The following is a 24,317-nucleotide window of genomic DNA, read 5'->3' as shown; positions in this document are numbered from 1 at the left end:
CCTGTATACTGCTGATCGGAAAACATGCTTTACCGGAATTTAAAATTGTGAACGGAATCTTTGAGCGTAAATTTCATGATATGATGGGTATTCATTAACGCATCTGTTTGAATGCTTAGCAGCTTACTATCCTGCCCCTCTTCTTTAACGGTAAAAGGAAGTTCGGAAAAAACTTTGCACAAAGGCCCGTTCTTGGCAGTGAGGGTTAGTTTTACGCGAAGCTCTTTATACCCATTATTATGAAGAAGCGCTGTAATAGATTTCATATAAGTATGCTCAACCCTTTTCTGTGCTATTCTGCATGACAGCACAAGATTTTCCATTACAGGAATATTATTGGAGACATTGATGCTGGAAAATCCTATTAACCCATAATCGCCGAATTTATCTTCACAACGAATGCCAATAGAAAGCACCTGCTTATCCGCAAGCAATGAGCTGAACCCGGGTCTGGAATACCGGATGGTGGACAGGTTTAGCTGGTTGCTGCGTTGGATCAGCTCAAAACATCTTTCAATTTCCTGGTCTGTGCCAGGCACAAAGGCTTCCACCACCATGTTGCAGCTAATGAGGAAATCTTCATAGGAACCGGCAAATTTTTCCTGGGTTTCAATACGCTGCGCTTCCCGCTGGTATTTATTCCTTCTGTCTTTACTCTCTTCACTTATCAACACATTAAATTCTTCGTAGCTGAGAATATTATCGATCTCTTTTTCAGAATAAACCCTCACTTGTGGTAAAGCATTCACTATTTCTGATCTTTCAAATGGCGAGTCATCTATAACGGCAATGGTATCGAGCCCAATATTCAGCTTTTCAACAATTTTGCTAAGGTTCTTGCTTTTCTGATCCCAGTTTATGGCAGGCACCAGAAAGTATTTGTCCATCTCCAGGTTTTTGAGCTTTTCCCAGCAGGGGTCAAAATCGTTCTTGCTTATAATCGTTTGTATTATTCCTCTTTCATCCAGCTTTTTTACCAGGTTAATTGCTTCCTCTTTTACGGCTACTGTTTCCTGCTCTATGAAAGTTCCGTTCCAGAATGTATTATCCAGGTCCCATGCAACGCATTTTACTTTTGTGGTGTTTGCTTTTTGCGGGGTTTCTTTTACCGGTACCGGTGGCCGCTTGTATTTAACAAGATCAAGCCATGTGAAGATCAGGCGTTTTTCTATATCACTGTTTTCAGGATACAAATAAATATACCCTTCCAGGGCAGCCACATTTAAAAGATGGAACGGAATGTTAAAGTGATTAAAACCTTTGTGAATATTAAGAACGTTCCTGTATTTGGTATTCCTTACCCGGTTGTTTTCGGTAAAATACTCGCAAATTAATTTATAAGGTTCTTCGTTAACAGAGTAACATTCTATTACAAATTCATCGAAAAGGCCGGTTGCATCCGTATGAACAACCTTCTCTTTCCCTCCTAACCATTTCATGATCTTTTTGGGCAGGCTGTAATTGATCATTGTATTAAAAAGGGAGATCGTTCTTACAGGATAAGCATCCTGTAAAGAGGCTTCTATCTTGCCCCACCTTCTGAAAGTAACATCGGCGCCAAAATTATAATGGCCGCTGAACTTCGGGTTGGGTATTATCCCATATACAAACCTGGCACAGGCTCCGTCCTTACGTTGTTCATAGAGCGGGCAGTTATGGTAGCATTCCGGAATTGCACATTCCACGCAATGTTCTTCCCAATCCATTTTCAGCACCCGGGTAATATTCCTTTTATCAATCTTAGATGGCTCAATTGCGGAAATACTGTCGGAGGACCATAGATCTTTGTTGGCCCATTTTAGCTGGAACATAGCTTTTGATTTAAATGATATGGCGCCTGTGTGGTTAACGCAGGCAATATGGGATATTGCCAGTAACAAGTTAATTTCTAAAAAGGGGCAAAAGAATCGTAGTAGTACTAATCTTGTTGCGGGTTTTACTAAAGCGGCTACAAAACTATACCGGCTATGCCGTCAAATTTGCAGGTTCTATTATTCTGTTCGTAATTCCGTATTTTAGTAATCCTACCGTAGATTTAAGGCCCAGCTTGTCTTTCATGTCCTGCCGTATTTTCTCAATGGACCGTACACTTAGAAAGAGCTGGTCGGCTATTTCCCGGTTACTTTTTTCCTCCCATAATAACTGCAGCACCTTTTTCTCCCGCTCATTCAGGGAAGCAGAGAAGCCGTTTATGCCCGGCTTTATATTATACTGCTTGTTGTAATATAATGCCTCCGTAAACAGCTTATTGCGGTAGATCCTGTTGTTGGCCACTGTCATGATGGCCTGGACCAGCTCTTCCGGTTCGTCTGATTTAGAAATATAGCCATGAATGCCAAGATCCAAAAGGTTGCTGATCACCTTTGGGTCTGTGCAGGTGGATAATATTATGATCCTGATCTCCGGATGCCGGGTTTGTATTGTTTTTAATACATCAATGATGTTAACATTGGCAATGAGAATGTCGGATAACAGAATGTCGGCAGGAAAGTGTTTAAGCCTGTTCAATAGTTCAAAAGGGTCGGAGGTATGTGTAGTTATGTTAATGTTCTCTTGTTCTGAAAGGTAGCCTTTTAACATTTTTCTAAATAAGGTGAATTCATCAATGATAGCTAATTTGATTGCTTCTTCTATCATAAAATAATATTGAAAGGGTTCTCACACGTTGGAAAAGGTGGAATGGTGATTTGAAGGGTTAATGGGTCTAACGCGTAAATTAATGCGTTATTTTGAGGTGGTACTTTTTCTAAATGTAAATTGGGTGAATGAATAATTGTGTCCAGGGTGGCGCCAAAATGATTTTAGATTTCATATGAGTAAGCATAAGTTTTATATCAGTTGTCATCCAATACAGAAAGAACATTTAAGCCGAAAGCTTTTTAAACATACAAAATATTTCCCTAATAAAAAAGAGCAGCACCTGCGACAGAAAGATTGATATTGTAATGTTTTATAATGTTATTGGCCGGGCAGCTGTTTGTAACCAGCTCTTCGGAAGAAAATAAAAAGGCCGCAGGGGAATGATTAGCTAATTCTGAATACTTTTAGTAAAACCCGAAGTAAAATTTCGAAAAACTGCTATATCCGGTTTCTGATTTTTTAAATTATTTTGTTAGGTGTGACCTTGATCAGAACGAAAATGATTTACCGCAATTTATAGTGTGATGATAGCAGCCCTGTTACTCACATAAGCGCAAGCTTTGCCCGGGCTTATTATTAAGCGGTCCTTATTCCTGTTTTATCTTCTCTGGTATCTTTCCCTTAAAAAAATAATAGATAATGACTTCATCACCGGATATCCGGCAGCAGGCATACGTTGCTAAAAAATAACGGTGCTCACAAGATCTTTCCCCAATTGACAGACGATACAAAACCTAATCCTACACATATGACATTATCATTACTGGTAGCTTACCGGAACCGCCCTTTGCATTTAAAATGCCTGCTGGATTGGTTCACGAAAACTGTTCACATAAACCCTGGTATTGAACTGGTGCTAATTGAATCCAGCCCCAAACCTTCACTGGTAAAGGATCCTGGAAAGAACATAAAGTATGTTCATGTACAGGAAGATGGAAATTTTAACAAAGCAAGGCTATTAAATATTGGCCTGGGTTACAGTGTTGGAAAACTGGTAAGCTCATACGATGTTGACCTGGTACCCATTGATCTCTCATTTAAAAAACATTTGCTGCTGGCTGAAGAATCTGATATCCTACTGGTATCAGGCTACCGGCTGAACTGTGGAAAGGAATATATAAATGTGGAGGAAATTGAGCGGGAAAGACTGCAGGCGGCTATTTGTGTAAAGGAGGAATGTTGTGAAAGCTTTTTACGGGAGCAGCTGGTAGAAGGGCACCGGTATGGAGTTATTCCGCTTTTTAACAGGGAGCGGCTGATAAAAGCAGGCGCCTGGGATGAAAGGTTTGAAGGCTGGGGGGCAGAGGATAAAGACGTTATTGAAAGATACCTGGGAGGAACAAGGCACCTCGTCAGGTGTCCGGACCTTATCTATCTTCATCTGAAACATGAAGAGGCAGCAGGATGGAATGATCTGGCGCTCACCAGGAAAAACGATTCCCTGTATTATGAAAAAAGGGCACTGCGCGAAATAATGATAAAAGAAGGTCAATAATAATCATCCGCAATTAATTTATAAACGTTATGGATAAATACCCCATTTCTGTTATCGTACCCACGTATAACCGCAGCCAGTTATTAACCTATACGCTTGATTCCCTCCTGATCCAGCATACGCCCAAAAATATTTTTGAAGTGATCGTTGCAGACGATGGATCGTCTGATAATACTAAAGAAGTAGTAGAAAGCTATAAGGGACAACTGAACATAAAATATGTGTACCAGGAAGATAAAGGCTACCGGCCGGCTTCGGCCAGGAACCTGGGAATAATGAATGCAGAAGGGGCCATCTGCTTTTTTGTAGATGCAGGCGTAATTCTTAGCGAGGATTGTGTAAATGCGCATATAGCTATACATAGTGAGCTGGGATCGCAGGTGGCTGCCATTGGTTATGTGTATGGGTTCGATCAATCCGGCAATACATCTATACAGGAAACAATAATCCCCGCAAATCCTGCTCAGACAATTGAAAATTTAAGATCAGCAGGGATTGGTCTTGATATCAGGGAAAGATATTACAAGCGCTATAACGATAGGATAGATACACTCCCAGCCCCCTGGATCTTATTCTGGACCTGTAACGTATCAGTAAGCCGCAGGAACCTCATTAATATAGGGTGCTTTGATGAACGATATGACGGAAGATGGGGATGTGAGGATAATGATGTAGGAATACGGCTTTGGCAAAGAGGCGTGAAAATACACCTTTGCCGGAAAGCAGCATCTATTCATTTTCCGCATGAAAAGAATATGGAACAGAAAATAGAACAGGGATATAGGAATTGCACAATTTTCCACCAGAAATTCCAAACAGCTGAAACAAAGATCTTTCTGGAAAATTATAAGCAATTAATAACAGATGAATCAGTAGACATTAATGCAATGATCTTACAATCGCAGGCAATTTATTAACCTGTTATCAACGACCATGAAGAAAATACTCTTTTTATTTGGAACACGCCCCGAAGCAATTAAAATGATCCCGTTGATAAAGGAATGTGAAAAGCATCCACATTTATGGGAGCTAAGGGTATGCGTTACCGGACAGCATAAAGAAATGTTGGACCAGGTACTTACCTTTTTTGAAGTAAAGCCGCATGAAAATCTGGCTTTAATGAAACCTAATCAAACCTTGTTTGACATAACGGCCGACGGGCTTGTAAAGATGGCTGCCCTGCTTGAAAAGGAGCAGCCAGACCTGGTGATGATCCACGGGGATACCACCTCTGCTTTTACGGGCGCATTAGCTGCATTTTATAAAAAGATCAAAATAGCACATATAGAGGCAGGCTTGCGGAGCGGCAATAAGTATTCTACCTTCCCTGAAGAAGTTAACCGTAAAATGGCCGGCATTATAGCCGATTTTCATTTTGCGCCTACTTCCAATGCCCGCAACAATCTGCTGAAAGAGCATATCACGGAGCATGTGTATGTAACGGGCAACACGGTAATAGATGCTGTGCTGCTAACGCTGGAACAAATGAAAGGCAAAGACCAGTATTCGGCATTCTTTAATTTCCTGGACCTGCGTAAAAAGATCATTCTTATTACCGGCCACCGGCGCGAAAGCTTTGGGAAACCTTTGGAAGAGATGTGTATGGCCGTTAAAACACTGGCGGAAAAATATGCGTCTTCTGTTGAAATTGTTTACCCCGTACACTTAAACCCACAGGTACAGGAGCCGGTAAGGCGCATACTGGAAAACCATGAGAATATTCACCTGATAGCGCCGCTCGAGTATCCGTACCTGTTATGGCTGATGCAGCATTGCTACCTGGTGCTTACTGATTCCGGCGGCTTGCAGGAAGAGGGGCCTGCCTTAAAAAAACCAGTGCTGGTAATGCGGGATGTAACAGAAAGAACAGAAGGTATTGCAGCCGGCACAGCCACATTAGTAGGCACCAGCCGTGAGAAAATAGAGCAGGCCGTAAGCACCCTGTTGGAAGATGATATTGTATACCAGCAAATGGTGAACGCAATAAATCCTTATGGGAATGGAACCAGTGCCCGGCAGATCATGGAAATATTATCGGAAATAGTATAAGTGTCTTTTACACGTTAATAAAGGGTGAAAAGTAAAGCCAGGTTATGCTTTACTTTTCACCCTTTTGTTTTTTCTAAACTTTATTGATCGCCAGTATCACCCTTGAATAACGGGCATAGCTGATCTCCACCTCATTGCCTGCGCGGTAATCGCTCAAAGCGCCGCGGGTCCAGTAGAACAGCCTTTTTCTTTTTGAATTGGGCAGCATTACCATGAAGTTGGTTTGTGTGTCGTCGTTCTCATGGTACACGGCTTCCAGCGGCGCCTGCATGGTACCTTTCTGTAAAGCCATCAGATCGCGTTTAATAGTGAAATAACGCACCTCTGTTACCTTGATCAAAGCAAATACCAGTACTACAATAAAAGATAACATCCAAAGCCAGAACCAGCCATTGGTGTAAGAAAACAGGGATTGATCCGCTTCCTGGGCTGTGCTGTGCGTGTAAAGATAAACTTGTGGTACTACAGCGGCTACAATCATTAAACCAAGGCCAATCAGTACGAATTTAGTTACCTGTTTTTTGTTCTTTTTGAGGGCATCCTGTAGTAGAAAATGCTCTTCTGTGGTCATAAAAGAGAAATCCTGCATAGATAAAATAAGGTTTTTCTGTTACTAATATAATCAATAACGATTAATTGTTGAAATTTAATATATATAATCTATAACTACCGGATATTGATCTGGTGGGGGTTAGGGAGGGATTGTGCCTCTTATGATTAGTTATGAGGTACTTACAGGCATAAAAAAGATTGCCGCGATCCGGGACCGCGGCAATCATAATTCTATCATTCGTAATTGAACTAGGCTTCTGCTTCTGCGTAAGCGCTCACCGGCTCGCAGGTGCAAATGAGGTTACGGTCGCCATAGGTGTTATTTACACGGCTAATGGAAGGCCAGAATTTGTTAGCCTTCACATATTCCAGCGGATAAGCGGCCTGCTGGCGGCTATACGCAAATGACCATTCATCGGCAGTAATTACAAACTGCGTATGCGGTGCATTTTTCAGTATGTTGTTTTGTTTATCTGCTTTGCCTTCTTCTACTGCACGGATCTCTTCGCGGATGGCCAGCATGGCATCGCAGAAGCGGTCCAGCTCAGCTTTATCTTCACTTTCTGTAGGCTCTATCATAATAGTACCGGCTACAGGGAAGCTCAGGGTAGGGGCGTGGAAACCATAGTCCATCAGGCGTTTGGCCACATCTTCCGCTTCAATACCGGCGCTGGTTTTAAAGGGACGCAGGTCCACAATAAACTCGTGCGCACAGGTGCCGTTCTTACCGTTATACAGGATGTCGTATGCTTTTTCCAGCCTTGCCTTCATGTAGTTGGCATTGAGGATGGCGTATTCAGATGCCTGTTTTACGCCTGCTGTGCCCAGCAAACGGATGTAGGCATAAGAGATGAGCAAAATGCTTGCTGAGCCGTAAGGGGCTGCAGATACTGCCTGTGCGGTGCCTTTATTCAGCGATACGTGGCCGGGCAGGAAAGCTGCCAGGTGCTCGCCTACGCAAATGGGCCCCATACCGGGACCACCACCGCCATGCGGAATGGCGAAGGTTTTATGCAGGTTCAGGTGGCATACATCTGCGCCAATTAAGCCCGGCGCAGTTAAGCCTACCTGTGCATTCATGTTGGCGCCGTCCATATATACCTGTCCACCGTATTCGTGAATGGTGCTGCAAATGTCTTTTACACTTTCTTCATACACACCGTAGGTAGATGGGTAGGTGATCATGATACCTGCCAGGTCATTTGCATGCGCCTGTGCTTTGGCTTTCAGATCATCTACATCTATATATCCATTTTCCAATGCTTTTACTACTACTACCTTAAAGCCCGCCATTACTGCAGATGCGGGGTTGGTACCGTGTGCAGAGATGGGAATAAGCATAATGTTACGATGACCTTCATTACGGCTTTCGTGGTAAGCGCGTATCACCAGCAAACCGGCATACTCGCCCTGTGCGCCGCTGTTAGGCTGCAGGCTGCAGGCATCAAAACCGGTGATCTGGCAAAGGTATTCGCTCAGCTCATCTGTGATCTGTTTATAACCGCCGGTTTGATCCTTCGGTGCAAAAGGATGGATCTTGCTCCAGTGCGCCCAGCTAAGCGGTATCATTTCCGTAGCTGCGTTCAGCTTCATGGTGCAGGAACCCAGGGATATCATGGAGGTGTTCAGAGAAAGATCTTTGTTCTCCAGCATTTTGATGTAACGCATCATCTCTGTTTCGCTGTGGTGCGTGTTAAACACGGGGTGCAGCAGGTAAGGAGAGGTACGTGCCAGGGAAGCCGGTATAGCCGCCGCTTTTGCGGTAATGGTCTTGGCGGTTACCTGGCCGGCATCAAATAGCTGCAGAATATCGTTCACATCCTGGATGGTAGTGGTTTCATCCAGCGCAATACCAATCGTATCGGCGCCAAAGTAGCGGAAGTTAATGCCTGCCTGTTCTGCTTTGGGTCTGATGGTTTCAGCAGGTGCTTTTACTACCAGGGTATCAAAGAATTGTTTGTGCTGTACGGTTATGCCTTTGGCCTGCAGCTTTTCTGCAATGGTATTGGCCAGCAGCGCTACGCGGGTAGCAATGCGCTCCAGGCCCTGCGGGCCATGGAACACTGCATACATGGCGGCCATATTGGCCAGCAATGCCTGGGCGGTACAGATATTGGAAGTAGCTTTTTCGCGTTTAATGTGCTGCTCGCGGGTTTGCAGGGCCATGCGCAGTGCGCGGTTGCCCTGGGCGTCGATACTTACGCCAATGATACGGCCGGGGATAGCGCGTTTAAAATCATCCTTCACCGCAAAAAAAGCAGCATGCGGGCCGCCAAAGCCTAAGGGTACGCCAAAACGCTGGGCCGATCCCAGGGCAGCATCCGCACCCAGCTCACCCGGAGGGGTAAGCAGGGTAAGCGCCAGCAGGTCGGTAGCCATGGCTACATAAGCGCCGGCAGCATGTACCTTTTCAATAAAGGCGCGGTAATCTTCTACAGCACCCATATCATTGGGGTATTGCAGCAGGGCGCCAAAGTAAGTAGCATCCGGCTGGGCGGTTTTATAATCGCCGTACACCACTTCAATATCCAATGGGGTAGCGCGGGTAAGCACTACATCTTTGGTTTGCGGGAATACGTTGTTATCTACAAAAAATTTAGGACGGGTCAGGTGATCATGATCGCGGTTCAGCGCGTTGAAGAACATGGTCATAGCTTCTGCGGCAGCGGTAGCCTCATCCAGCAGGGAGGCATTGGCAATAGGCAGGCCGGTAAGGTCGCTCACCATGGTCTGGAAGTTCAGCAGGCTTTCCAAACGGCCCTGTGAAATTTCTGCCTGGTAAGGGGTATACTGGGTATACCATCCCGGGTTCTCAAAAATGTTACGCAATATTACGCTGGGGGTAATAGTATCGTAATAACCCTGGCCAATATAGTTACGGAACACTTTGTTCTTCAGGGAAACCTCTTTCAGGTGGCGCAGGTAGTCGCTTTCACTCATGGAAGCCGGAATAGCCAGCGGCTGCTGCATGCGGATGTTGCCGGGTACGGTTTTATCCACCAAAGCTTCCAGGGAGGGAACGCCGATGGTGTCCAGCATCTGGTTGGTTTCAGATTCATTTGGCCCGATGTGACGGGACACGAACTCATTCTGTTGAATATCAAAAAGATTCATGATGTAAAAGCAGGTAGTTTGAATAGAATGTGCAAAGCTATAACGATTTTAAGCAACTGCCAAACGGGCGGCAGGGTTGTGGAAACTGTGGTGATAAATGAGTGGCTGGAAGCTGTTGGATTGTCATAGTATTGTCCATGGTCGATGGTCCATAGTCCATAGCCTGCTCCGGTGCGAAGATAGTGCAAGTGAATGCGGTGGTTAGTCCATGGTCGATGGTCCATAGTCCATAGCTTACTCCAATATGAAGGTACTGCAAGTGAATGCGGTGATCAGGCAGGTGTGCATACCTCCATTCACCGAAGGGCTGTTCCTCCGCTCTATGCAATGGACCATCGACCATGAACCATCGACTTTCCTCCATTCCCCGAACTCCCCCCCCCACGATCTATGCAATGGACTATGGACCATCGACCATGGACTTTCCTTACCTTTGCGCTCAAATGAACCACTTACTAGAGAACTGGGAGCTGAAGGCAAAAGAAAAGCAGAAGGCTAACAAGCAATTCCTGCAAAAGCTGCAAACCAAAAGAGGCAAGGGCGTGGAAAAGCTGTTGCCCGAGCTGCATGAGGAAGCTTTTAGCCATATTGACTGCCTGCAGTGCGCCGGTTGCTGTAAAACCATCAGCCCCCGGTTTAAAACGCCGGATATTAAACGCATTTCCAAACACCTGGGCCTGAAAGAATCTGTATTCATTGAAACCTACCTGCGCCTGGATGAGGATGGCGATTATGTAGTGAAAAGAACGCCCTGCCCTTTCCTAGGGGCAGATAACTATTGCGGCATTTACGATGTACGCCCCGGTGATTGTGAGAATTATCCCTATACAGATAGTTATGATTTCTTTAAACGGCCTAATACCACTTTCCTGAACAGCACCATTTGCCCGGCAGTATATTATGTATTGGAAAGGTTAAAAACGATCATGAAGTAAGAGAGCAGGAGGGGCTGACATGAACTTCACTAGGGATGGACTAGGGAAAAACATGGGATCTAGTAGGGAAAGACACGAGAAACTCATGAGAAAGACATGGGAAAATGACAAACTGCCCAACTGCTTACGCCTTCAGATCCAGCTTACGCATAGCCGGTGAAATAATGTAAGTAGTGATCACCACACCCAGGGTTACACATCCGCCAAACACCACAGAGGGCACCAATCCCATTGCCCGCGCCATAAACCCGCTTTCAAAAGCGCCCAGCTCATTGGATGATCCTACAAACATAGAGCTTACAGAAGCCACGCGGCCGCGCATATCATCCGGCGTTTTCAGCTGTAAAATAGTTTGACGGATGATCACGCTGATGCCATCCAGCATACCGCTTATCAGCAGGGCAAAGAACGACAGGTAAAAGCTGGTGGACAAGCCAAAAATAATAATACACAACCCAAAGCCGAAAACTGCCGCCAGCAGCTTAATACCCGGCTTATTCACCAGGGGCCGGTAAGCCAGTATGAACATAGTAACCAGCGATCCTACAGCCACTGCGGCCCGTAAAAAGCCAAATTCCAGGGAGCCCACATGCAGCACATCTGTAGCAAAAGCAGGCAGCATAGCGGTAGCGCCGCCAAATAATACGGCAAACATATCAAGTGCCATGGCATTCAGCACTACTTTGGTATTCCAGACAAAGCGGATGCCTTTGGTAAGGCCTTCTATAAAACCTTCGCCCTGTGATTTATAGTAAATGGGTTTGGGCTTTATCTGCAACAGGCAAAACATAGACAGTACAAAAAAAGCCACAACCACCAGCATAGACCAGTGCACGCCAAACAGGTGTATGAAAAGCCCGCCCAGCGCAGGCCCTGTCATGCCGCCTATTTGCCAGGCGCTGCTGCTCCACGTAGAGGCATTGGCGTATAATGAACGCGGTACCAGTAACGCCAGCATGGAAAAGTTGGAAGGGCTGGTAAAGGCCCGCACAATGCCACCCAGGAACACCAGCGCATAAATAAGGTTCAGCACCAATTGGGTAGAGAAGCCCTGCACAGCACGGTCCCAGGTAAGCAGGAACAAACCGGTGCCTATCACAATGTAAGAGATGATACAGGCCAGCAGCATGCCTCTTTTTTCCCGCTTATCCACCATATGGCCGGCAAAAGGCGCCAGCAGCACGGCGGGTATCACCTCTGCCAAACCTATTAAGCCTAATGTGAACGGATCATGAGAAAGGGCATACACCTTCCATTCAATAATGGTGAACTGCATGCTAAGGGCAAATACAATTGCAAAACGGATAACGAGGTAAAAGTTAAATTCCCGTATGCGAAGGGAGGCATAGGGATCATTCTTTGCAGGAGTTGCCGTGTCCAAGCTAATGCGTTTTATTGAGTGATAAGGTGATACAAATTTAAAATAATTGTTGAAAAGTTAAGAGCGAATTATGGAAATGCGCTACAGCAGCGGGCTGCAGCGTAGCCGTTTTATATCCGGACGGGAATAACCTGAACGGAAATTAATACTTGTTGAACGGTAGCAGCTATCACTTTAAGATGATTATTTTTATAGTAAAGAACCTCCCTTTATGAATGCATTTCGTTTATTGATGGCCGTGCCTGTGCTGGCATTTTCCATTGCCTGCCAGGCAGCCCCTTTATTGAAAGAACCTCCCGCACGTAAAGCCCGTTTGCAACTGGTAACCAACAAGTTTATTTCCCCCGTGGCATTGGGCGTACCAGGTGATGGCAGCGGACGTTTATTCATTTGCCAGAAAGAAGGGAAAGTATGGTTAATACAGAACGGGCAAGTTGCCGCACAGCCTTTCCTGGATGTAAGCAGTGAAATGGTAAAGATCAACCCCGGTTATGATGAACGTGGATTGCTGGGCATTGCCTTTCACCCGCGGTTTAAGCAAAACAAAAAGTTTTATGTGTATTACAGCGTGCCTTCCAATACGGCCGGCAGCAATCATAAAAGCCGTATCTCAGAATTTACGGTATCTGCCAGCAACCCGAATGTAGCTGACCCGGCCAGCAAGCGGGTAGTAATGGAAATAGAGCAGCCGGAATCCAACCACAATGGCGGCGACCTGGTATTTGGCCCCGATGGTTATTTATACATAGCCCTGGGCGATGGAGGCGGTGGTGGCGATAAACACGGCGCCATTGGCAATGGCCAGAACCTGAATACTTTGCTGGGTAAAATTTTACGTATAGACGTTAACGGTAATCCGTACAATGTGCCAAAAGATAATCCCTTTGTAGGCGAATCAAAGGCACGGCCTGAAATATGGGCCTTTGGCCTGCGCAATCCCTGGCGTATATCCTTTGACAAGCCTACCAAACGGCTGTTTGCGGGTGATGTTGGACAAAATAAGTACGAGGAGGTGGATATTATCACCAAAGGCGGTAACTACGGCTGGCGTATCAGGGAAGGTTTGCACAGCTTCAATACGCCGGACGATTTTCCCGAAAATGTTTATGGGGCAGCCCTTAAGCACAAGCCCATAGACCCTATTGATGAATATAGCCACGACCTGGGGATTAGTGTTACAGGCGGATATGTGTACCGGGGAAAAGCCCTGCCGGACCTGAAAGGCAGCTATGTATTTGGCGATTATAACGGTAAATCCTGGGTATTGGTACAAAATGGCAGTAAATGGGAGCGGGCCGACCTGGAGCTGGAAGGGCGCCCTGCCGAAGGCTTACAAATATTAAGTTGGGGCGAAGATGAAGCAGGTGAGCTATATATGCTTTGCAGTTCTTCAACAAGTGAAGGTTTTAAAGGATCCGTGTATAAATTGGTAGGATTTTAGCGGTAATGTTTTGTTAAACCAACGCTAACCCGCTCTTACGGGAGCCAATTTTAGTTTAAATTTGATAAAGTTCAATTGTTCCATATGAGAAGAATGAAAGTGATTATCCCGGTGTTGCTAATAGTCATCTCCGGCGGCGTACTGGCTTTCAATAAGTTAGGCAAAACAGACGATCCTCCCGGACGCTATGAGATTATCATGAACCTGGTAGGGCAAATATTAAAAGAGGGCCATTACCAGCCCAAAACACTGGACGATGCATTTTCTAAAGAGGTATTTACCAAGTATTTGAAAGATCTGGACAGTGAAAAGAAGTTCCTCCTGAAAAGCGATATACAGAAACTGAGCACTTTATCAACCCACATTGATGACGAGCTGCAGGGCGCCCCGCTGGATTGCTTTAACAGCGTAAATGCCATCATTAAACAACGGGTAAGCGAAGCCGCTTTGTTATACCCGGCCATTCTGTCGCAGCCTTTTGATTTTACCAAAGATGAAAAGGTAGTGCTGGACCCCGACAAAATAGATTACCCGGCCGATGAAGCAGCCCGCAAAGAAGCATGGCGCAAAGTGCTGAAATACCGCACCCTGGAAAAATTAACCGATCTGCAGGAAATGCAGGCAAAAGATAAAACTAACGCCAAACCTAAAACCGACGCTGAGCTGGAAGCAGAAGCCCGGGCCAAGGTAAAACAGCTGTACGACCGTTATTTTGACCGCCTGAAGAACAAGCAGGATGATAACGACCGCTTTAGCCTGTATGTAAATGCCATTACCACTACCATGGATCCGCACACGGACTTTATGCCGCCTGCCGAGAAAAGGTATTTTGAAGAGCAGATGGCCGGCAAGTTCTTTGGCATTGGCGCGCAGCTGCGGGAAGAAGATGATAAGATCAAGATCGCATCTGTGGTAACCGGCAGCCCCAGCTGGAAACAAGGCCAGCTGAAAGCAAATGATGTGATCCTGAAAGTAGCGCAGGGCGATAAGGAACCGGTGGATATTACCGGTTATACCGTAGAAGATGCAGTAAAGATCATCCGCGGAGCTAAAGGATCTACCGTTAAGCTGACTGTAAAAAGTACCGATGGTACCGTAAAAGATATCGCCATTGTGCGGGATGAGATCGTGCTGGACGACACCTTTGCAAAATCGGCCATTATCAATGGCCAGCATAAAATAGGATACATTTACTTACCGGAATTTTACGCTGACTTCCAGGACAGGAACGGCGCACGCTCCGCAGTAGATGTAGCCAAGGAAGTACAGAAGCTGAAAGCAGAAAATGTAGAAGGCATTATCCTGGATCTGCGCTATAATGGCGGCGGTTCCCTGCAGGATGTGGTACAGATGGCCGGCCTGTTTGTTCCGGATGGCCCTATAGTACAGGTACGCTCCCGCGGTGGCGATAAGGTTGTACTGCCCGATCGTGATAAGAGTGTACAGTATGATGGCCCGCTGGCTATTATGGTGAACGAATACAGCGCCTCTGCCTCCGAAATTATGGCAGCTGCCATGCAGGATTATAAACGTGCAGTGATCATAGGCAGCGGATCAACCTTTGGTAAAGGCACCGTGCAGCGCATGTATAACCTGGACGACTTTTTCCCCAGCAAGCCTGAAATTGGCGCACTGGGTGCCTTGAAGCTTACCGTACAGAAGTTTTACCGTGCAAACGGCGGATCTACCCAGTTAAGAGGTGTGAGCTCTGACATTGTGTTACCCGATCCATACTCTGAAGTAGGAGAGAAGAAAGATGAAGATGCGCTGGCCTGGGACGAAATACCCAAAGCTAACTTCACCCCCTGGTACGATCCTGTGAATGTAGAAGCGCTGAAAAAGAAAAGCGCCTTAAGGGTAAGCAGCAGCGAAGCGTTTAAGACTATGACGGAGAATATCAGCGCCATTAAGAACATAGACAAACAGGAATCTTACCCGCTGAATATACAAACGTATAAGACCGAGCAAAAGAACAATACCGCAGCGTTGAAGAAATACGATTCTGTGAATGATAAGGTGAAGGAGCTGAATATTGCCAGCCTGAAAACAGACCTCGACAAGCTGGGTAACGATACCGGCAAAGTGGCCCGTAACAAGGATTGGTTAAAGTTCCGTGCAAAAGATCCTTACCTGGATGAGGCGGTGAATGTGATGAATGACCTGATCGTAATGTCTTATCCTAAAATGAAAGGAAAACAGGAAAGCAACTAACGCTTAACGCAAAATGCATAACGCTTAACGCTGATCACCACGCAGGGATCGGCGTTTTGCTTTTTATAGTATCAACCATCAGCGTATATGAATGCCAGATTCACTATAGCCACCCTTAGCAGCCAGCCGGAAACCATTGCAGCCCTGGCAAACCTGATCATTGACACGGTTGCCAACGGCGGCTCCGTTAGCTTTATGCACCCCTTAGCGCCTGAAAAAGCTACCGCTTTCTGGGAGGCCTCACTGGCAGCTGCCGGCCGCGGAGAACGGGTTATACTGGGCGCCTATAACGGCAAGCTGCTGATCAGTACTGTAACTTTGTTGCTGGATTGCCCGCCCAACCAGCCACACCGTGCTGAAATAGCTAAGATGATGACCCGCGCGGAATACCGCGGCCAGGGTGCGGCCCGTATGCTGCTGCAGGCAGCGGAGCGTATTGCTGTTGAACGGGGTAAAACCCTGCTTACATTGGATACTGCGGAAGATGAAGGTGCCGCAGGGCTGTATGATAAAATGGGGTACCAGCGGACCGGGGTTATCCCGGATTTTGCATTAAAGCCGCATGGCGGGCTTACCGGCACTATTATTTACTGGAAGCGGCTCAGTCCCCCAGCATATTGATCAGGTTCACCAGCTCATCATACCTATACCGCTCTTTATCTTCCTGGAAACATTTGGCCAGCTCCTCCAGCAAAAAGCGGATGATCTGTTTATTGGACTGCGGGCGGTAGTAGGCCGGCACCGGCGGTACGGATACCCTTTTCAGGTAGGTTTCTACATCCTGGTGGGAGTAGATCTGCCCCTGCATGGGATCTATGAAGAACAGGATGCGGTAATCATCCGGTTTGGGCGGTTCTGCAAAATCGTAAAAGGAATCAAAGTAAGCCAGTATAAACTGCCGGGGAATGTTCACGGCATATACCGGCAGGTCCAGCATGGCGCACAGGCTTTGGTAAATAATGCCGTTGGTGATGGGGTTACCCCTTTTGGCTTCCATTACCTGGTTAATGAAGAATTGGTTCTTACGCATGTAAGCCACTTCTTCACCCTTCAGCCCAAAGTAGTTATAGATCATGCTGTTGAGCACATTGATCTGCTCCAGCGGGGTAAGATAGTTGTTCAGCTCTAACCAGATGTTGCGCTTAATACGCTCAATCTCCGTCATTACCGGGTTGGGCTGCATATCCGGGAACTGGTAGCGGGCCACCAGCATAGCACCCTGCAGCAGGTCGGGCGTTTCTGCGCGGGTCCAGTGTTGTATAGCTATTTGCAGGTCCTGGTAATGTACACGGTGTATAAGCTGTTCTATACGTTCCTGGATAGATTCATCAATTGTATTCTCCCACAAATTCTCCAGGTTTGGTATAATTTCTTTCCCAAACAGCAATATTTTACTGGCTACGGTATCAAATACTTCCTGATCCGGGTCGTCCAGCAAATGGAACAGAGCATTAATTTCTTTAGTTTCATTCATACGCGTCACAATTTGCAAATGTGCAGCTGTGCAAATATGCAGATGTGCAGATGTTTGATCTCCGCGGTATTTATTTGCACATTTGCTATCTGCACATTCGCACATTATTCAGTCTTCTTCTTTCTAGGCGGTGCCTTTTTCTTGGGCGGGTTGGCCTTTACATCTTCAATAATGGCTTTGGCTTCCTCCACGGTAATATCCGCAGCGTGATCAATCCTTTCCTTCGGTATCTTATAGTTCTTCAACCCTTGCTTTATATATGGGCCGTAAGGGCCTTTTAAGATCTGGATCTTTTCTTTTTCAAATACCTTGATTGTACGCTCGTCTTTGGCGGTGCGTTTTTCTACGATCAGGGGCCCTATTTCTTCCAGCTCTACGGTGTAAGGGTCCATTTCCTTTTTAAGGGAGTAGAACTTCTTGTCGTGCTGTGCATAGGGGCCAAAGCGGCCTATGTTCACCGTTACTTCCTGGCCTTCGAACATGCCCAGGTTACGGGGCAGGCGGAACAGCTCCATCGCATCGGCCATGCTAATGGTTTCAATGCTCTGGGTGGCTTTCAGCTTGGCAAAGCGGGGCTTTTCCTCATCTTCTGCCTTGCCTATCTGTATCATGGGGCCGTAGCGTCCCATACGGGCTACTACAGGCTTGCCGGTTTCAGGATCCTCGCCCAGTAAACGCTCACCTTTTACCCGTTCTGCCTTTTCCAGGGTGTTGGCTACATCCTGGTGAAAGGGCTCATAGAACTCGTTGAGCATTTTATTCCAAACCTTTTTGCCGTTGGCTATTTCGTCAAACTCCTCTTCTATTTTGGCGGTAAAGCCATAGTCCATTACAGAATCAAAGTACTGGTTCAGGAAGTCGGTAACGATCATGCCCAGGTCTGTAGGGAACAGCTTGGCTTTTTCGGCGCCGGTATTTTCCGTATCGGCCGTTTTAGTGATCTTATCCGCTTTCAGCGTCATGATCCGGAACTCACGCTTGATCCCTTCTTTATCGCGCTTTTCCACATAGCTCCGTTTCTGGATAGTGGTAATGGTAGGCGCGTAGGTAGAGGGGCGGCCTATGCCCAGCTCCTCCAGCTTTTTCACCAGGCTGGCCTCCGTATAACGGGGGGCCGGGCGGGTAAAACGTTCGGTAGCCTTCATCTCTTTCAGATCCACCACCTGCTTTACAGCCAGGGGAGGCAGCACGCCTTCCTGGTCTTCTTCGTCCGCATCTTCGTCATCGCGGCCTTCCATATATATTTTCAGGAAGCCGTCAAACTTCAGCACTTCACCGCTGGCGGTCAGCTCCTCATGATTGGTGGAAATATCAATTTTAGCGATGGTTTTTTCCAGTTCCGCATCGGCCATCTGGCTGGCAATGGTACGCTTCCAGATCAGCTCATACAGGCGGCGGGTATCGCTATCATCAACAGTAGCATTGTCCATGTAGGTAGGGCGGATGGCTTCGTGCGCTTCCTGGGCCGATTCGTTCTTGTTCTTGAACTTACGGTGCTGGTGGTAACGCTGGCCATAGCTCTTTTCAATGGCTTGTTTAATATCAGTAAGTGCAGTATCGGAAAGGTTTACGGAATCCGTACGCATGTACGTGATCTTACCGCTTTCGTACAATTTTTGAGCCAGCAGCATGGTTTTGGAAACGCTGTAGCCCAGCTTGCGGCTGGCCTCCTGCTGCAGGGTGGAAGTGGTAAAAGGCGCTGCCGGCGATTTTTTGGCCGGTTTTACCTGTATATCCTTTACTGTATAGGTAGCGCCAATGCACTGTTGCAGGAACTTCTCCGCATCTTCCGCCGTTTTGAAGCGGGAAGGGCCATCGGCCTTAAAGCTCAGGGTTTTACCCTGGCTGTCCTTCGCGGTAAAAAAGGCCTCTACCTTAAAGCTGCTTACTGAGTTAAAAGTATTGATCTCCCGCTCACGCTCCACAATAAGCCTTACGGCTACTGATTGTACGCGGCCGGCAGAAAGGGAGTTGCGCATGCTCATTTTGCGCCACAGCACCGGAGACAGCTCAAAACCCACAATACGGTCCAGTATACGGCGTGCCTGCTGGGCATTCACCAGGTTCATATCCAGCAAACGGGGCTGCTGTACGGCCCTTTCTATAGCAGGCTTGGTAATTTCATGGAAAACTATGCGTTTGGTGGTATGGGGATCCAGGCCCAATACTTCACATAAATGCCAGGATATGGCCTCACCCTCACGGTCCTCATCCGTTGCCAGCCAAACCTCGTCGGTATCCTTGGCTAACTTCTTTAACTCCTTCACTATCTTTTCCTTATCTTCGGGAACAGCATATTTAGGTTTGAAGTTATTATTAATGTCGATACCCATATCGTCCTTTTCCAGGTCGCGTATGTGACCAAAACAAGATTTTACCTCAAAGTCATTTCCTAATATCTTTTCTATGGTCTTAGCCTTGGCCGGGGACTCAACTATAACTAGATTTTTTGCCATGAATGCCTTCTTTATTGCGAGCTAAATATGCAAAATTTAATATAAAAAATAACAATACGATTTTTGCAAGTATAGAAATTAAGGGTGAAAATAAAAAATAAGGCTTTGTTTTATTGCGTTATAGGTTGTTTTAATGTGAATAATGGCAGGGGGAAGGTTACATATGGCCGTATATTCATATATTCGGCGTCGCAGACGATTAAAAACGGATAAAAAGGACCAATTCTATGGAGATTGTAATTATAGGTGCCGGTAATGTAGCACATGCTTTCGGACAATTATTAAAGATCAACGGGCACCAGATCAAGCAGGTCATCAGTCGCAGCGCAGAGAGCGCTAAAGAGCTGGGCGAGGTACTACATGCGCCTGCTACCAATGACCTGCTGGATATTTATATGGAGGCGGATGTGTATATACTGGCGGTAAATGATACTGCTATACAGGCGTTGAATGATGAGCTGCGCCTGGGCCGGCGCATAGTAGCGCATACCGCAGGGGCCGTACCTTTGAGCGCTATCAGCCGTATATCCACCCACACAGGGGTGTTATATCCGCTGCAATCCCTGCGGAAGGAGATTAAAACCCCGCCGCCCATTCCTATTATGCTGGAGGCAAGTAATGATGAGGCCCTGCGCCGCTTGCAGTCCCTTGCGCAAAGCATTGCTTCCCGTATAGAGATGGTAGACTCGCACCAGCGCCTGCAATTGCACCTGGCCGCGGTGCTGTGTAACAACTTCACTAACCACCTGATTGCCCGGGCAAAGGTATATTGTGAGCAGGAGGGGCTGGATTTTAGCCTGCTGCAGCCTATTATAAAGGAAACTTTTGAACGCCTGGATAAATATCCGCCGGAGGCGGTACAAACAGGACCGGCTATGCGGGGCGATACGGCCACCATGCAGCTGCACCAGCAGCTCCTGGGTAACGATGCCCTGTTCCAGCAGCTATACAAGGTACTGTCCGACAGTATTTACCAGTTCCAGGCAAATAAACTTTAGCCAATAAAACATATTTTTGCGATCTGCTGAGTAACCTGTATTACGCGAATGCCACACCATATATATAATATGGTCACGCGCGTAGCACAGGTTGCTCAGATATCATTAAAAAAGACACACAGAATTTCCCGCTTCCAATCATTAAATCAAAGAATGAACGTTTTATCACTTTTCAAGCCTATCACCACGTTTGTATTGGATGTGGACGGTGTGCTTACAGACGGTACGGTGCAGTTGCTGCCCGGCGGGGAAATGTCCCGGAAAATGAGTGTAAAGGATGGTTATGCGTTGCAGCTGGCTGTGAAAAAAGGCTACCGGATCGTAATTATTTCCGGCGGCAGGTCAGAAAGTACGGTGAGCCGCCTGCAGGGCCTGGGTATAAAAGATATATACCTTAACGTTACCCATAAAGAAGAACGCCTGCAGGATTATGTACTGGAGCATGATCTGCGCTGGGAAGAAATGTTATATATGGGCGATGATATACCGGACTACCGCTGTATGCAAATGGTAGGGCTGGCAGTGTGCCCCGCTGATGCGGTGCCTGAGATCAAAAGCATTTGCCGCTATATATCACCTCTTAACGGCGGCACCGGCTGTGTGCGGGATATACTGGAAAAGGTATTGAAGCTGAACGGGCATTGGGAAATTGATGAAACCATTGCGTCGAAATAGTTGACAGTTAGCAGTGTGCAGTTGGCAGTCTTGTAAATACTTCATACTGCCAACTGCACACTGCCAACTGCTAACTTGTTTTAACCTGAAGAACTTTTATGAAACTACTGGCTGCATTTTTAAAGCTCATACGCTACCCCAACCTGATCTATATCGGGTTAACGCAGTTTTTACTGCAATTCTGCGTAATAGCGCCGGTACTGGCAAACAGCGGGGAACGCCCTTCCCTTTCCGTGCTGTGTTTTGTGCTATTATGTATTTCCACGGTGCTGGTAGCTGCCGGCGGCTACATCATTAACGATTATTTTGATATTAATATAGATATCGTTAATAAGCCGGACAAAATGGTGCTGGATAAGATCATCAGCCGCCGCTGGGCAATGGCCTGGCATACCCTGTTTAATATGGCCGGCGTATCCATCGGGTTTATAGTAGCCTGGAAAATAGGGCAGATCTACCTGGGCTTTACCCAGGTGCTGTGCTCCCTGTTATTATGGTTTTACTCCACCTCTTTTAAACGGCAGGTGCTGATAGGCAATGTGGTGATCTCTTTATTAACAGCCCTGTCGGTAGTGGTGGTGGGTTTTTATGAAAAACAGATCTATGAAAGCCTGGAAGCCATTATGTCTACAGCCGGGCGTAAGCTGATCCAGATCATTGGGGTATATGCAACCTTTGCCTTTGTAATATCTATGGTGCGGGAAGTGGTGAAAGACCTGGAAGATATGATCGGCGACAGTAAAGATGGCTGCCGCACTATTCCTATTGTATGGGGTGTGCTGCCGGCCAAGCGCTTATGTTATGGCCTGCTGCTGGTGTTGCAGGTATTGCTGCTGCTGGTAGAGATCAGGGTAGCTATACCCGGCTGGTACCTGGCTATTGCTTATTTGCTGCTGCTGGTGCAGGCGCCTGCTATTTATATATGGTTCTTATTAAGGAAGGCGCATTTGCCGGAACATTATCATAAAGTAAGCTCGCTCATTAAATGGGTAATGCTTAGCGGCATTTTATCCATGATATTCTTTAAAATCTATCATTAATGTATAAGGGACAACGTGTGGTATTGGCATCGCAATCGCCCCGGCGTAGGCAATTGCTCGAGCAGGCAGCCATTCCTTTTGAAGTGAAGGTGGTGGAAACAGCGGAAACTTTTCCGCCGGATATGCATATACCGGATGTGCCCGTACATATAGCCCGCCAGAAGGCAGCTGCCGTGGCGGTGCTGTGCAGCCCGAACGATATTATCATTGCTGCCGATACCGTAGTAGTGCTGGACAATACTATTATTGGCAAGCCTAAGGACCGGGAAGATGCTGTTAACATTCTCAGCACCCTGAGCGGCCGCATTCACCAGGTAATGACCGGTGTAGTTATTAAACAGGATGCTGACCGTGAGATTAGTTTTGTAGATATTACGGAAGTACACTTTAAACCGCTTACCCGGGAACAGATCATTTATTATATAGATCATTATAAACCCTATGATAAAGCAGGCGCCTACGGTGTGCAGGACTGGATCGGCGCTGTGGGTATTGACCGTATTAACGGCTGCTTTTACAATGTAATGGGGCTGCCGGTAAGCAAGGTGGTGGAGCAGCTGGATACAATGTGAAAATGTGCAGATGTGCAAATATGCAGATGGATCGAAGCGATCGTTGAGGCATTTCATTTGCACATCTGCACATTTGCATATTTGCACATCTGCAACTTATTCCAGCACCAGTAAGTTCACATCTTTATTCTTCAACCAGTTATTTTCTTTCAGCTTTTGCAGGTTAATGATGCCCACTACATAGCGGTAGGTAGGGGATTCGTATTTCTCTGAAATGTTGTAGAACGCGGTCAGGTCTACCTGGTCAGGTGTTTTATAACGCAGGTATACTTTCAGCTGCACATCATTTGTGAAGGTAGGCTGGTTGTTCTGCTTGATCTTTTTATACTCGTAGCGGTAGTTATACAGCAGCGCTGAAATATCAGACAGCACTGCGCTGCCGGTAGCTGTACCGCCTGCACCCTTGCCTACAAAGAACTGCTTATCGGTAAATGCGCTTTCCAGCAAAATGCCGTTATACTCGTTGTATACATCATACAGCAGGTTATGCTCTTTAATAAGGTGTGGCAGCACATAGGCATTCACATGCCCGTTTTGCCGGCGGCAGTTACCAATGAGCTTGATGGTAGAGTCGCGCTGGCGGGCAAACTGTATATCAAAATCATTGAGGTGATGAATGCCGAAGTTGAACACTTCTTCAGGTTTTACAAAGGTGCCAAAAGCATGCAGCAGCAGGATCACTATTTTGAACTTGGGGTCATAACCTTCAATGTCCAGCGTAGGATCCGTTTCTGCAAAGCCCAGTTCCTGTGCTTGTTGCAGGGCGGTTTCAAAGCTCAGTCCTTCTTCAAATATTTTAGTGAGTATATAGTTGGTGGACCCGTTGCAGATGCCTTCTACAGCATTCAGCAGATCGTTATCATAATACTCTTCCAGGTTGCGGATAATGGGAATACTGGCACAGCTGGAAGCCTCGTACAGGAAGGGTACCCTGTTCTCTACCTGCAGCTGGTACAGGGAGGGCAGGTTTTCCGCAATCATACGCTTGCTGGCGCTTACTACGGCTTTGCCATTACGCAGGGCGGTGCTTACGATCTCAAAAGCGGCTTCCGTTTCGTTGATCAGCTCTACCACTACGTCAATGGTAGGGTCTTCCAGTATCTCGTTCTTGTCGGTGGTAAAATAGCTCATGTCTATAGGACGAGCTTTGTTAGGGTCTTTAATGCATATTTTTTTGATGCGGGCATTAATGCCTTTCGTTCTGTTCAATACTTCGTAAAGTCCCTGTCCTACGCATCCAAATCCGAAAATGCCAAGGTTAATGATCTTACTTTCCATAATTTA

At 46.5% G+C, this 24,317-nt stretch carries 19 protein-coding genes; 11 read left to right on the top strand and 8 right to left on the bottom strand.

Going from position 1 to position 24,317, the window contains the following annotated elements; translation table 11 throughout:
• Positions 1–29 precede the first annotated feature (29 nt).
• Complete coding sequence (locus VIM87_RS09995; protein WP_331996856.1) at positions 30–1,811, bottom strand: HAD-IIIC family phosphatase; 1,782 nt, start codon at positions 1,809–1,811, stop codon at positions 30–32.
• A 154-nt stretch (positions 1,812–1,965) separates the two neighbouring features.
• On the bottom strand, positions 1,966–2,637 hold the full coding sequence (locus tag VIM87_RS09990; protein WP_331996855.1) for a response regulator transcription factor: 672 nt from the start codon (positions 2,635–2,637) through the stop codon (positions 1,966–1,968).
• A 751-nt stretch (positions 2,638–3,388) separates the two neighbouring features.
• On the opposite strand from VIM87_RS09990, the gene VIM87_RS09985 reads away from it, so the two are divergent.
• From VIM87_RS09985 to wecB, 3 genes are read left to right on the top strand one after another with little or no spacing between them, the layout of a single operon-like run.
• The gene (locus VIM87_RS09985; RefSeq protein WP_331996854.1) at positions 3,389–4,135 is read left to right on the top strand and encodes a galactosyltransferase-related protein; all 747 of its coding nucleotides are present in this window, start codon (positions 3,389–3,391) and stop codon (positions 4,133–4,135) included.
• Positions 4,136–4,164: 29 nt separating this feature from the next.
• Positions 4,165–5,052 (top strand): glycosyltransferase, encoded by an 888-nt coding sequence (locus tag VIM87_RS09980; RefSeq protein ID WP_331996853.1) that lies wholly within the window; start codon positions 4,165–4,167, stop codon positions 5,050–5,052.
• Positions 5,053–5,068: 16 nt separating this feature from the next.
• Positions 5,069–6,184 carry a non-hydrolyzing UDP-N-acetylglucosamine 2-epimerase gene (gene wecB / locus VIM87_RS09975; RefSeq protein ID WP_331996852.1) on the top strand — a complete coding sequence of 372 codons (1,116 nt, stop codon included), beginning with the start codon at positions 5,069–5,071 and terminating at the stop codon, positions 6,182–6,184.
• A 73-nt stretch (positions 6,185–6,257) separates the two neighbouring features.
• On the opposite strand, the gene VIM87_RS09970 is transcribed toward wecB, so the two are convergent.
• Together VIM87_RS09970 and gcvP are read right to left on the bottom strand one after the other, a co-directional pair.
• Entirely contained in the window at positions 6,258–6,773 is a 516-nt protein-coding gene (locus tag VIM87_RS09970) for a hypothetical protein (RefSeq protein WP_331996851.1), read from the bottom strand.
• A gap of 212 nt (positions 6,774–6,985) precedes the next feature.
• Positions 6,986–9,850 carry an aminomethyl-transferring glycine dehydrogenase gene (gene gcvP / locus VIM87_RS09965; RefSeq protein WP_414649616.1) on the bottom strand — a complete coding sequence of 955 codons (2,865 nt, stop codon included), beginning with the start codon at positions 9,848–9,850 and terminating at the stop codon, positions 6,986–6,988.
• A 443-nt stretch (positions 9,851–10,293) separates the two neighbouring features.
• Between gcvP and VIM87_RS09960 the strand changes: the two genes are divergently transcribed.
• Positions 10,294–10,785 carry a YkgJ family cysteine cluster protein gene (locus tag VIM87_RS09960; RefSeq protein WP_089913704.1) on the top strand — a complete coding sequence of 164 codons (492 nt, stop codon included), beginning with the start codon at positions 10,294–10,296 and terminating at the stop codon, positions 10,783–10,785.
• A 124-nt stretch (positions 10,786–10,909) separates the two neighbouring features.
• Here VIM87_RS09960 and VIM87_RS09955 read toward each other — a convergent pair whose 3' ends face one another.
• Complete coding sequence (locus VIM87_RS09955; RefSeq protein WP_331996849.1) at positions 10,910–12,166, bottom strand: MFS transporter; 1,257 nt, start codon at positions 12,164–12,166, stop codon at positions 10,910–10,912.
• Between the two features lie 211 nt (positions 12,167–12,377).
• On the opposite strand from VIM87_RS09955, the gene VIM87_RS09950 reads away from it, so the two are divergent.
• The 3 genes from VIM87_RS09950 (at position 12,378) to VIM87_RS09940 (ending at position 16,439) form a co-directional block, all read left to right on the top strand.
• A complete protein-coding gene (locus tag VIM87_RS09950; protein ID WP_331996848.1) occupies positions 12,378–13,607 on the top strand; it encodes a PQQ-dependent sugar dehydrogenase in 1,230 nt (409 codons plus the stop codon).
• An 84-nt stretch (positions 13,608–13,691) separates the two neighbouring features.
• Positions 13,692–15,818 carry a carboxy terminal-processing peptidase gene (locus VIM87_RS09945; RefSeq protein WP_331996847.1) on the top strand — a complete coding sequence of 709 codons (2,127 nt, stop codon included), beginning with the start codon at positions 13,692–13,694 and terminating at the stop codon, positions 15,816–15,818.
• An 87-nt stretch (positions 15,819–15,905) separates the two neighbouring features.
• Positions 15,906–16,439 (top strand): GNAT family N-acetyltransferase, encoded by a 534-nt coding sequence (locus tag VIM87_RS09940; RefSeq protein ID WP_331996846.1) that lies wholly within the window; start codon positions 15,906–15,908, stop codon positions 16,437–16,439.
• On the opposite strand, the gene VIM87_RS09935 is transcribed toward VIM87_RS09940, so the two are convergent.
• Complete coding sequence (locus VIM87_RS09935; protein ID WP_331996845.1) at positions 16,420–17,292, bottom strand: transglutaminase-like domain-containing protein; 873 nt, start codon at positions 17,290–17,292, stop codon at positions 16,420–16,422. The genes VIM87_RS09940 and VIM87_RS09935 overlap by 20 nt on opposite strands.
• Positions 17,293–17,396: 104 nt before the next feature.
• Entirely contained in the window at positions 17,397–19,748 is a 2,352-nt protein-coding gene (gene topA / locus VIM87_RS09930) for a type I DNA topoisomerase (protein WP_331996844.1), read from the bottom strand.
• Positions 19,749–19,975: 227 nt separating this feature from the next.
• Between topA and VIM87_RS09925 the strand changes: the two genes are divergently transcribed.
• The 4 genes from VIM87_RS09925 (at position 19,976) to VIM87_RS09910 (ending at position 23,033) form a co-directional block, all read left to right on the top strand.
• On the top strand, positions 19,976–20,746 hold the full coding sequence (locus VIM87_RS09925; RefSeq protein WP_331996843.1) for a Rossmann-like and DUF2520 domain-containing protein: 771 nt from the start codon (positions 19,976–19,978) through the stop codon (positions 20,744–20,746).
• Between the two features lie 153 nt (positions 20,747–20,899).
• The gene (locus VIM87_RS09920) at positions 20,900–21,421 is read left to right on the top strand and encodes a KdsC family phosphatase (RefSeq protein ID WP_331996842.1); all 522 of its coding nucleotides are present in this window, start codon (positions 20,900–20,902) and stop codon (positions 21,419–21,421) included.
• Positions 21,422–21,519: 98 nt separating this feature from the next.
• Positions 21,520–22,461, top strand: a complete 942-nt coding sequence (locus VIM87_RS09915) for a geranylgeranylglycerol-phosphate geranylgeranyltransferase (RefSeq protein ID WP_331996841.1) — start codon at positions 21,520–21,522, stop codon at positions 22,459–22,461.
• Positions 22,461–23,033, top strand: a complete 573-nt coding sequence (locus tag VIM87_RS09910; protein ID WP_331996840.1) for a Maf family protein — start codon at positions 22,461–22,463, stop codon at positions 23,031–23,033. Before VIM87_RS09915 ends, VIM87_RS09910 begins: the two co-directional genes overlap by 1 nt.
• 96 nt (positions 23,034–23,129) lie before the next feature.
• On the opposite strand, the gene VIM87_RS09905 is transcribed toward VIM87_RS09910, so the two are convergent.
• On the bottom strand, positions 23,130–24,311 hold the full coding sequence (locus VIM87_RS09905; protein ID WP_331996839.1) for a homoserine dehydrogenase: 1,182 nt from the start codon (positions 24,309–24,311) through the stop codon (positions 23,130–23,132).
• Between the last annotated feature and the right edge of the window lie 6 nt (positions 24,312–24,317).

The sequence above is a fragment of the Chitinophaga sp. genome, from assembly GCF_036569125.1.
In the GTDB taxonomy this organism is placed as follows: domain Bacteria; phylum Bacteroidota; class Bacteroidia; order Chitinophagales; family Chitinophagaceae; genus Chitinophaga.
Note: the sequence above shows the minus strand (reverse complement) of the source record. Positions and strands in the feature narration are given on the sequence as shown.

Excerpts from the sequence above, each read along its gene's own strand:
- VIM87_RS09995 (WP_331996856.1), bottom strand. The coding sequence starts at position 1,811 with ATGTTCCAGCTAAAATGGGCCAACAAAGATCTATGGTCCTCCGACAGT.
- VIM87_RS09990 (WP_331996855.1), bottom strand. The coding sequence starts at position 2,637 with ATGATAGAAGAAGCAATCAAATTAGCTATCATTGATGAATTCACCTTA.
- VIM87_RS09985 (WP_331996854.1), top strand. The coding sequence starts at position 3,389 with ATGACATTATCATTACTGGTAGCTTACCGGAACCGCCCTTTGCATTTA.
- VIM87_RS09980 (WP_331996853.1), top strand. The coding sequence starts at position 4,165 with ATGGATAAATACCCCATTTCTGTTATCGTACCCACGTATAACCGCAGC.
- wecB (WP_331996852.1), top strand. The coding sequence starts at position 5,069 with ATGAAGAAAATACTCTTTTTATTTGGAACACGCCCCGAAGCAATTAAA.
- VIM87_RS09970 (WP_331996851.1), bottom strand. The coding sequence starts at position 6,773 with ATGCAGGATTTCTCTTTTATGACCACAGAAGAGCATTTTCTACTACAG.
- gcvP (WP_414649616.1), bottom strand. The coding sequence starts at position 9,850 with ATGAATCTTTTTGATATTCAACAGAATGAGTTCGTGTCCCGTCACATC.
- VIM87_RS09960 (WP_089913704.1), top strand. The coding sequence starts at position 10,294 with ATGAACCACTTACTAGAGAACTGGGAGCTGAAGGCAAAAGAAAAGCAG.
- VIM87_RS09950 (WP_331996848.1), top strand. The coding sequence starts at position 12,378 with ATGAATGCATTTCGTTTATTGATGGCCGTGCCTGTGCTGGCATTTTCC.
- VIM87_RS09945 (WP_331996847.1), top strand. The coding sequence starts at position 13,692 with ATGAGAAGAATGAAAGTGATTATCCCGGTGTTGCTAATAGTCATCTCC.
- VIM87_RS09940 (WP_331996846.1), top strand. The coding sequence starts at position 15,906 with ATGAATGCCAGATTCACTATAGCCACCCTTAGCAGCCAGCCGGAAACC.
- VIM87_RS09935 (WP_331996845.1), bottom strand. The coding sequence starts at position 17,292 with ATGAATGAAACTAAAGAAATTAATGCTCTGTTCCATTTGCTGGACGAC.
- topA (WP_331996844.1), bottom strand. The coding sequence starts at position 19,748 with ATGGCAAAAAATCTAGTTATAGTTGAGTCCCCGGCCAAGGCTAAGACC.
- VIM87_RS09925 (WP_331996843.1), top strand. The coding sequence starts at position 19,976 with ATGGAGATTGTAATTATAGGTGCCGGTAATGTAGCACATGCTTTCGGA.
- VIM87_RS09920 (WP_331996842.1), top strand. The coding sequence starts at position 20,900 with ATGAACGTTTTATCACTTTTCAAGCCTATCACCACGTTTGTATTGGAT.
- VIM87_RS09915 (WP_331996841.1), top strand. The coding sequence starts at position 21,520 with ATGAAACTACTGGCTGCATTTTTAAAGCTCATACGCTACCCCAACCTG.
- VIM87_RS09910 (WP_331996840.1), top strand. The coding sequence starts at position 22,461 with ATGTATAAGGGACAACGTGTGGTATTGGCATCGCAATCGCCCCGGCGT.
- VIM87_RS09905 (WP_331996839.1), bottom strand. The coding sequence starts at position 24,311 with ATGGAAAGTAAGATCATTAACCTTGGCATTTTCGGATTTGGATGCGTA.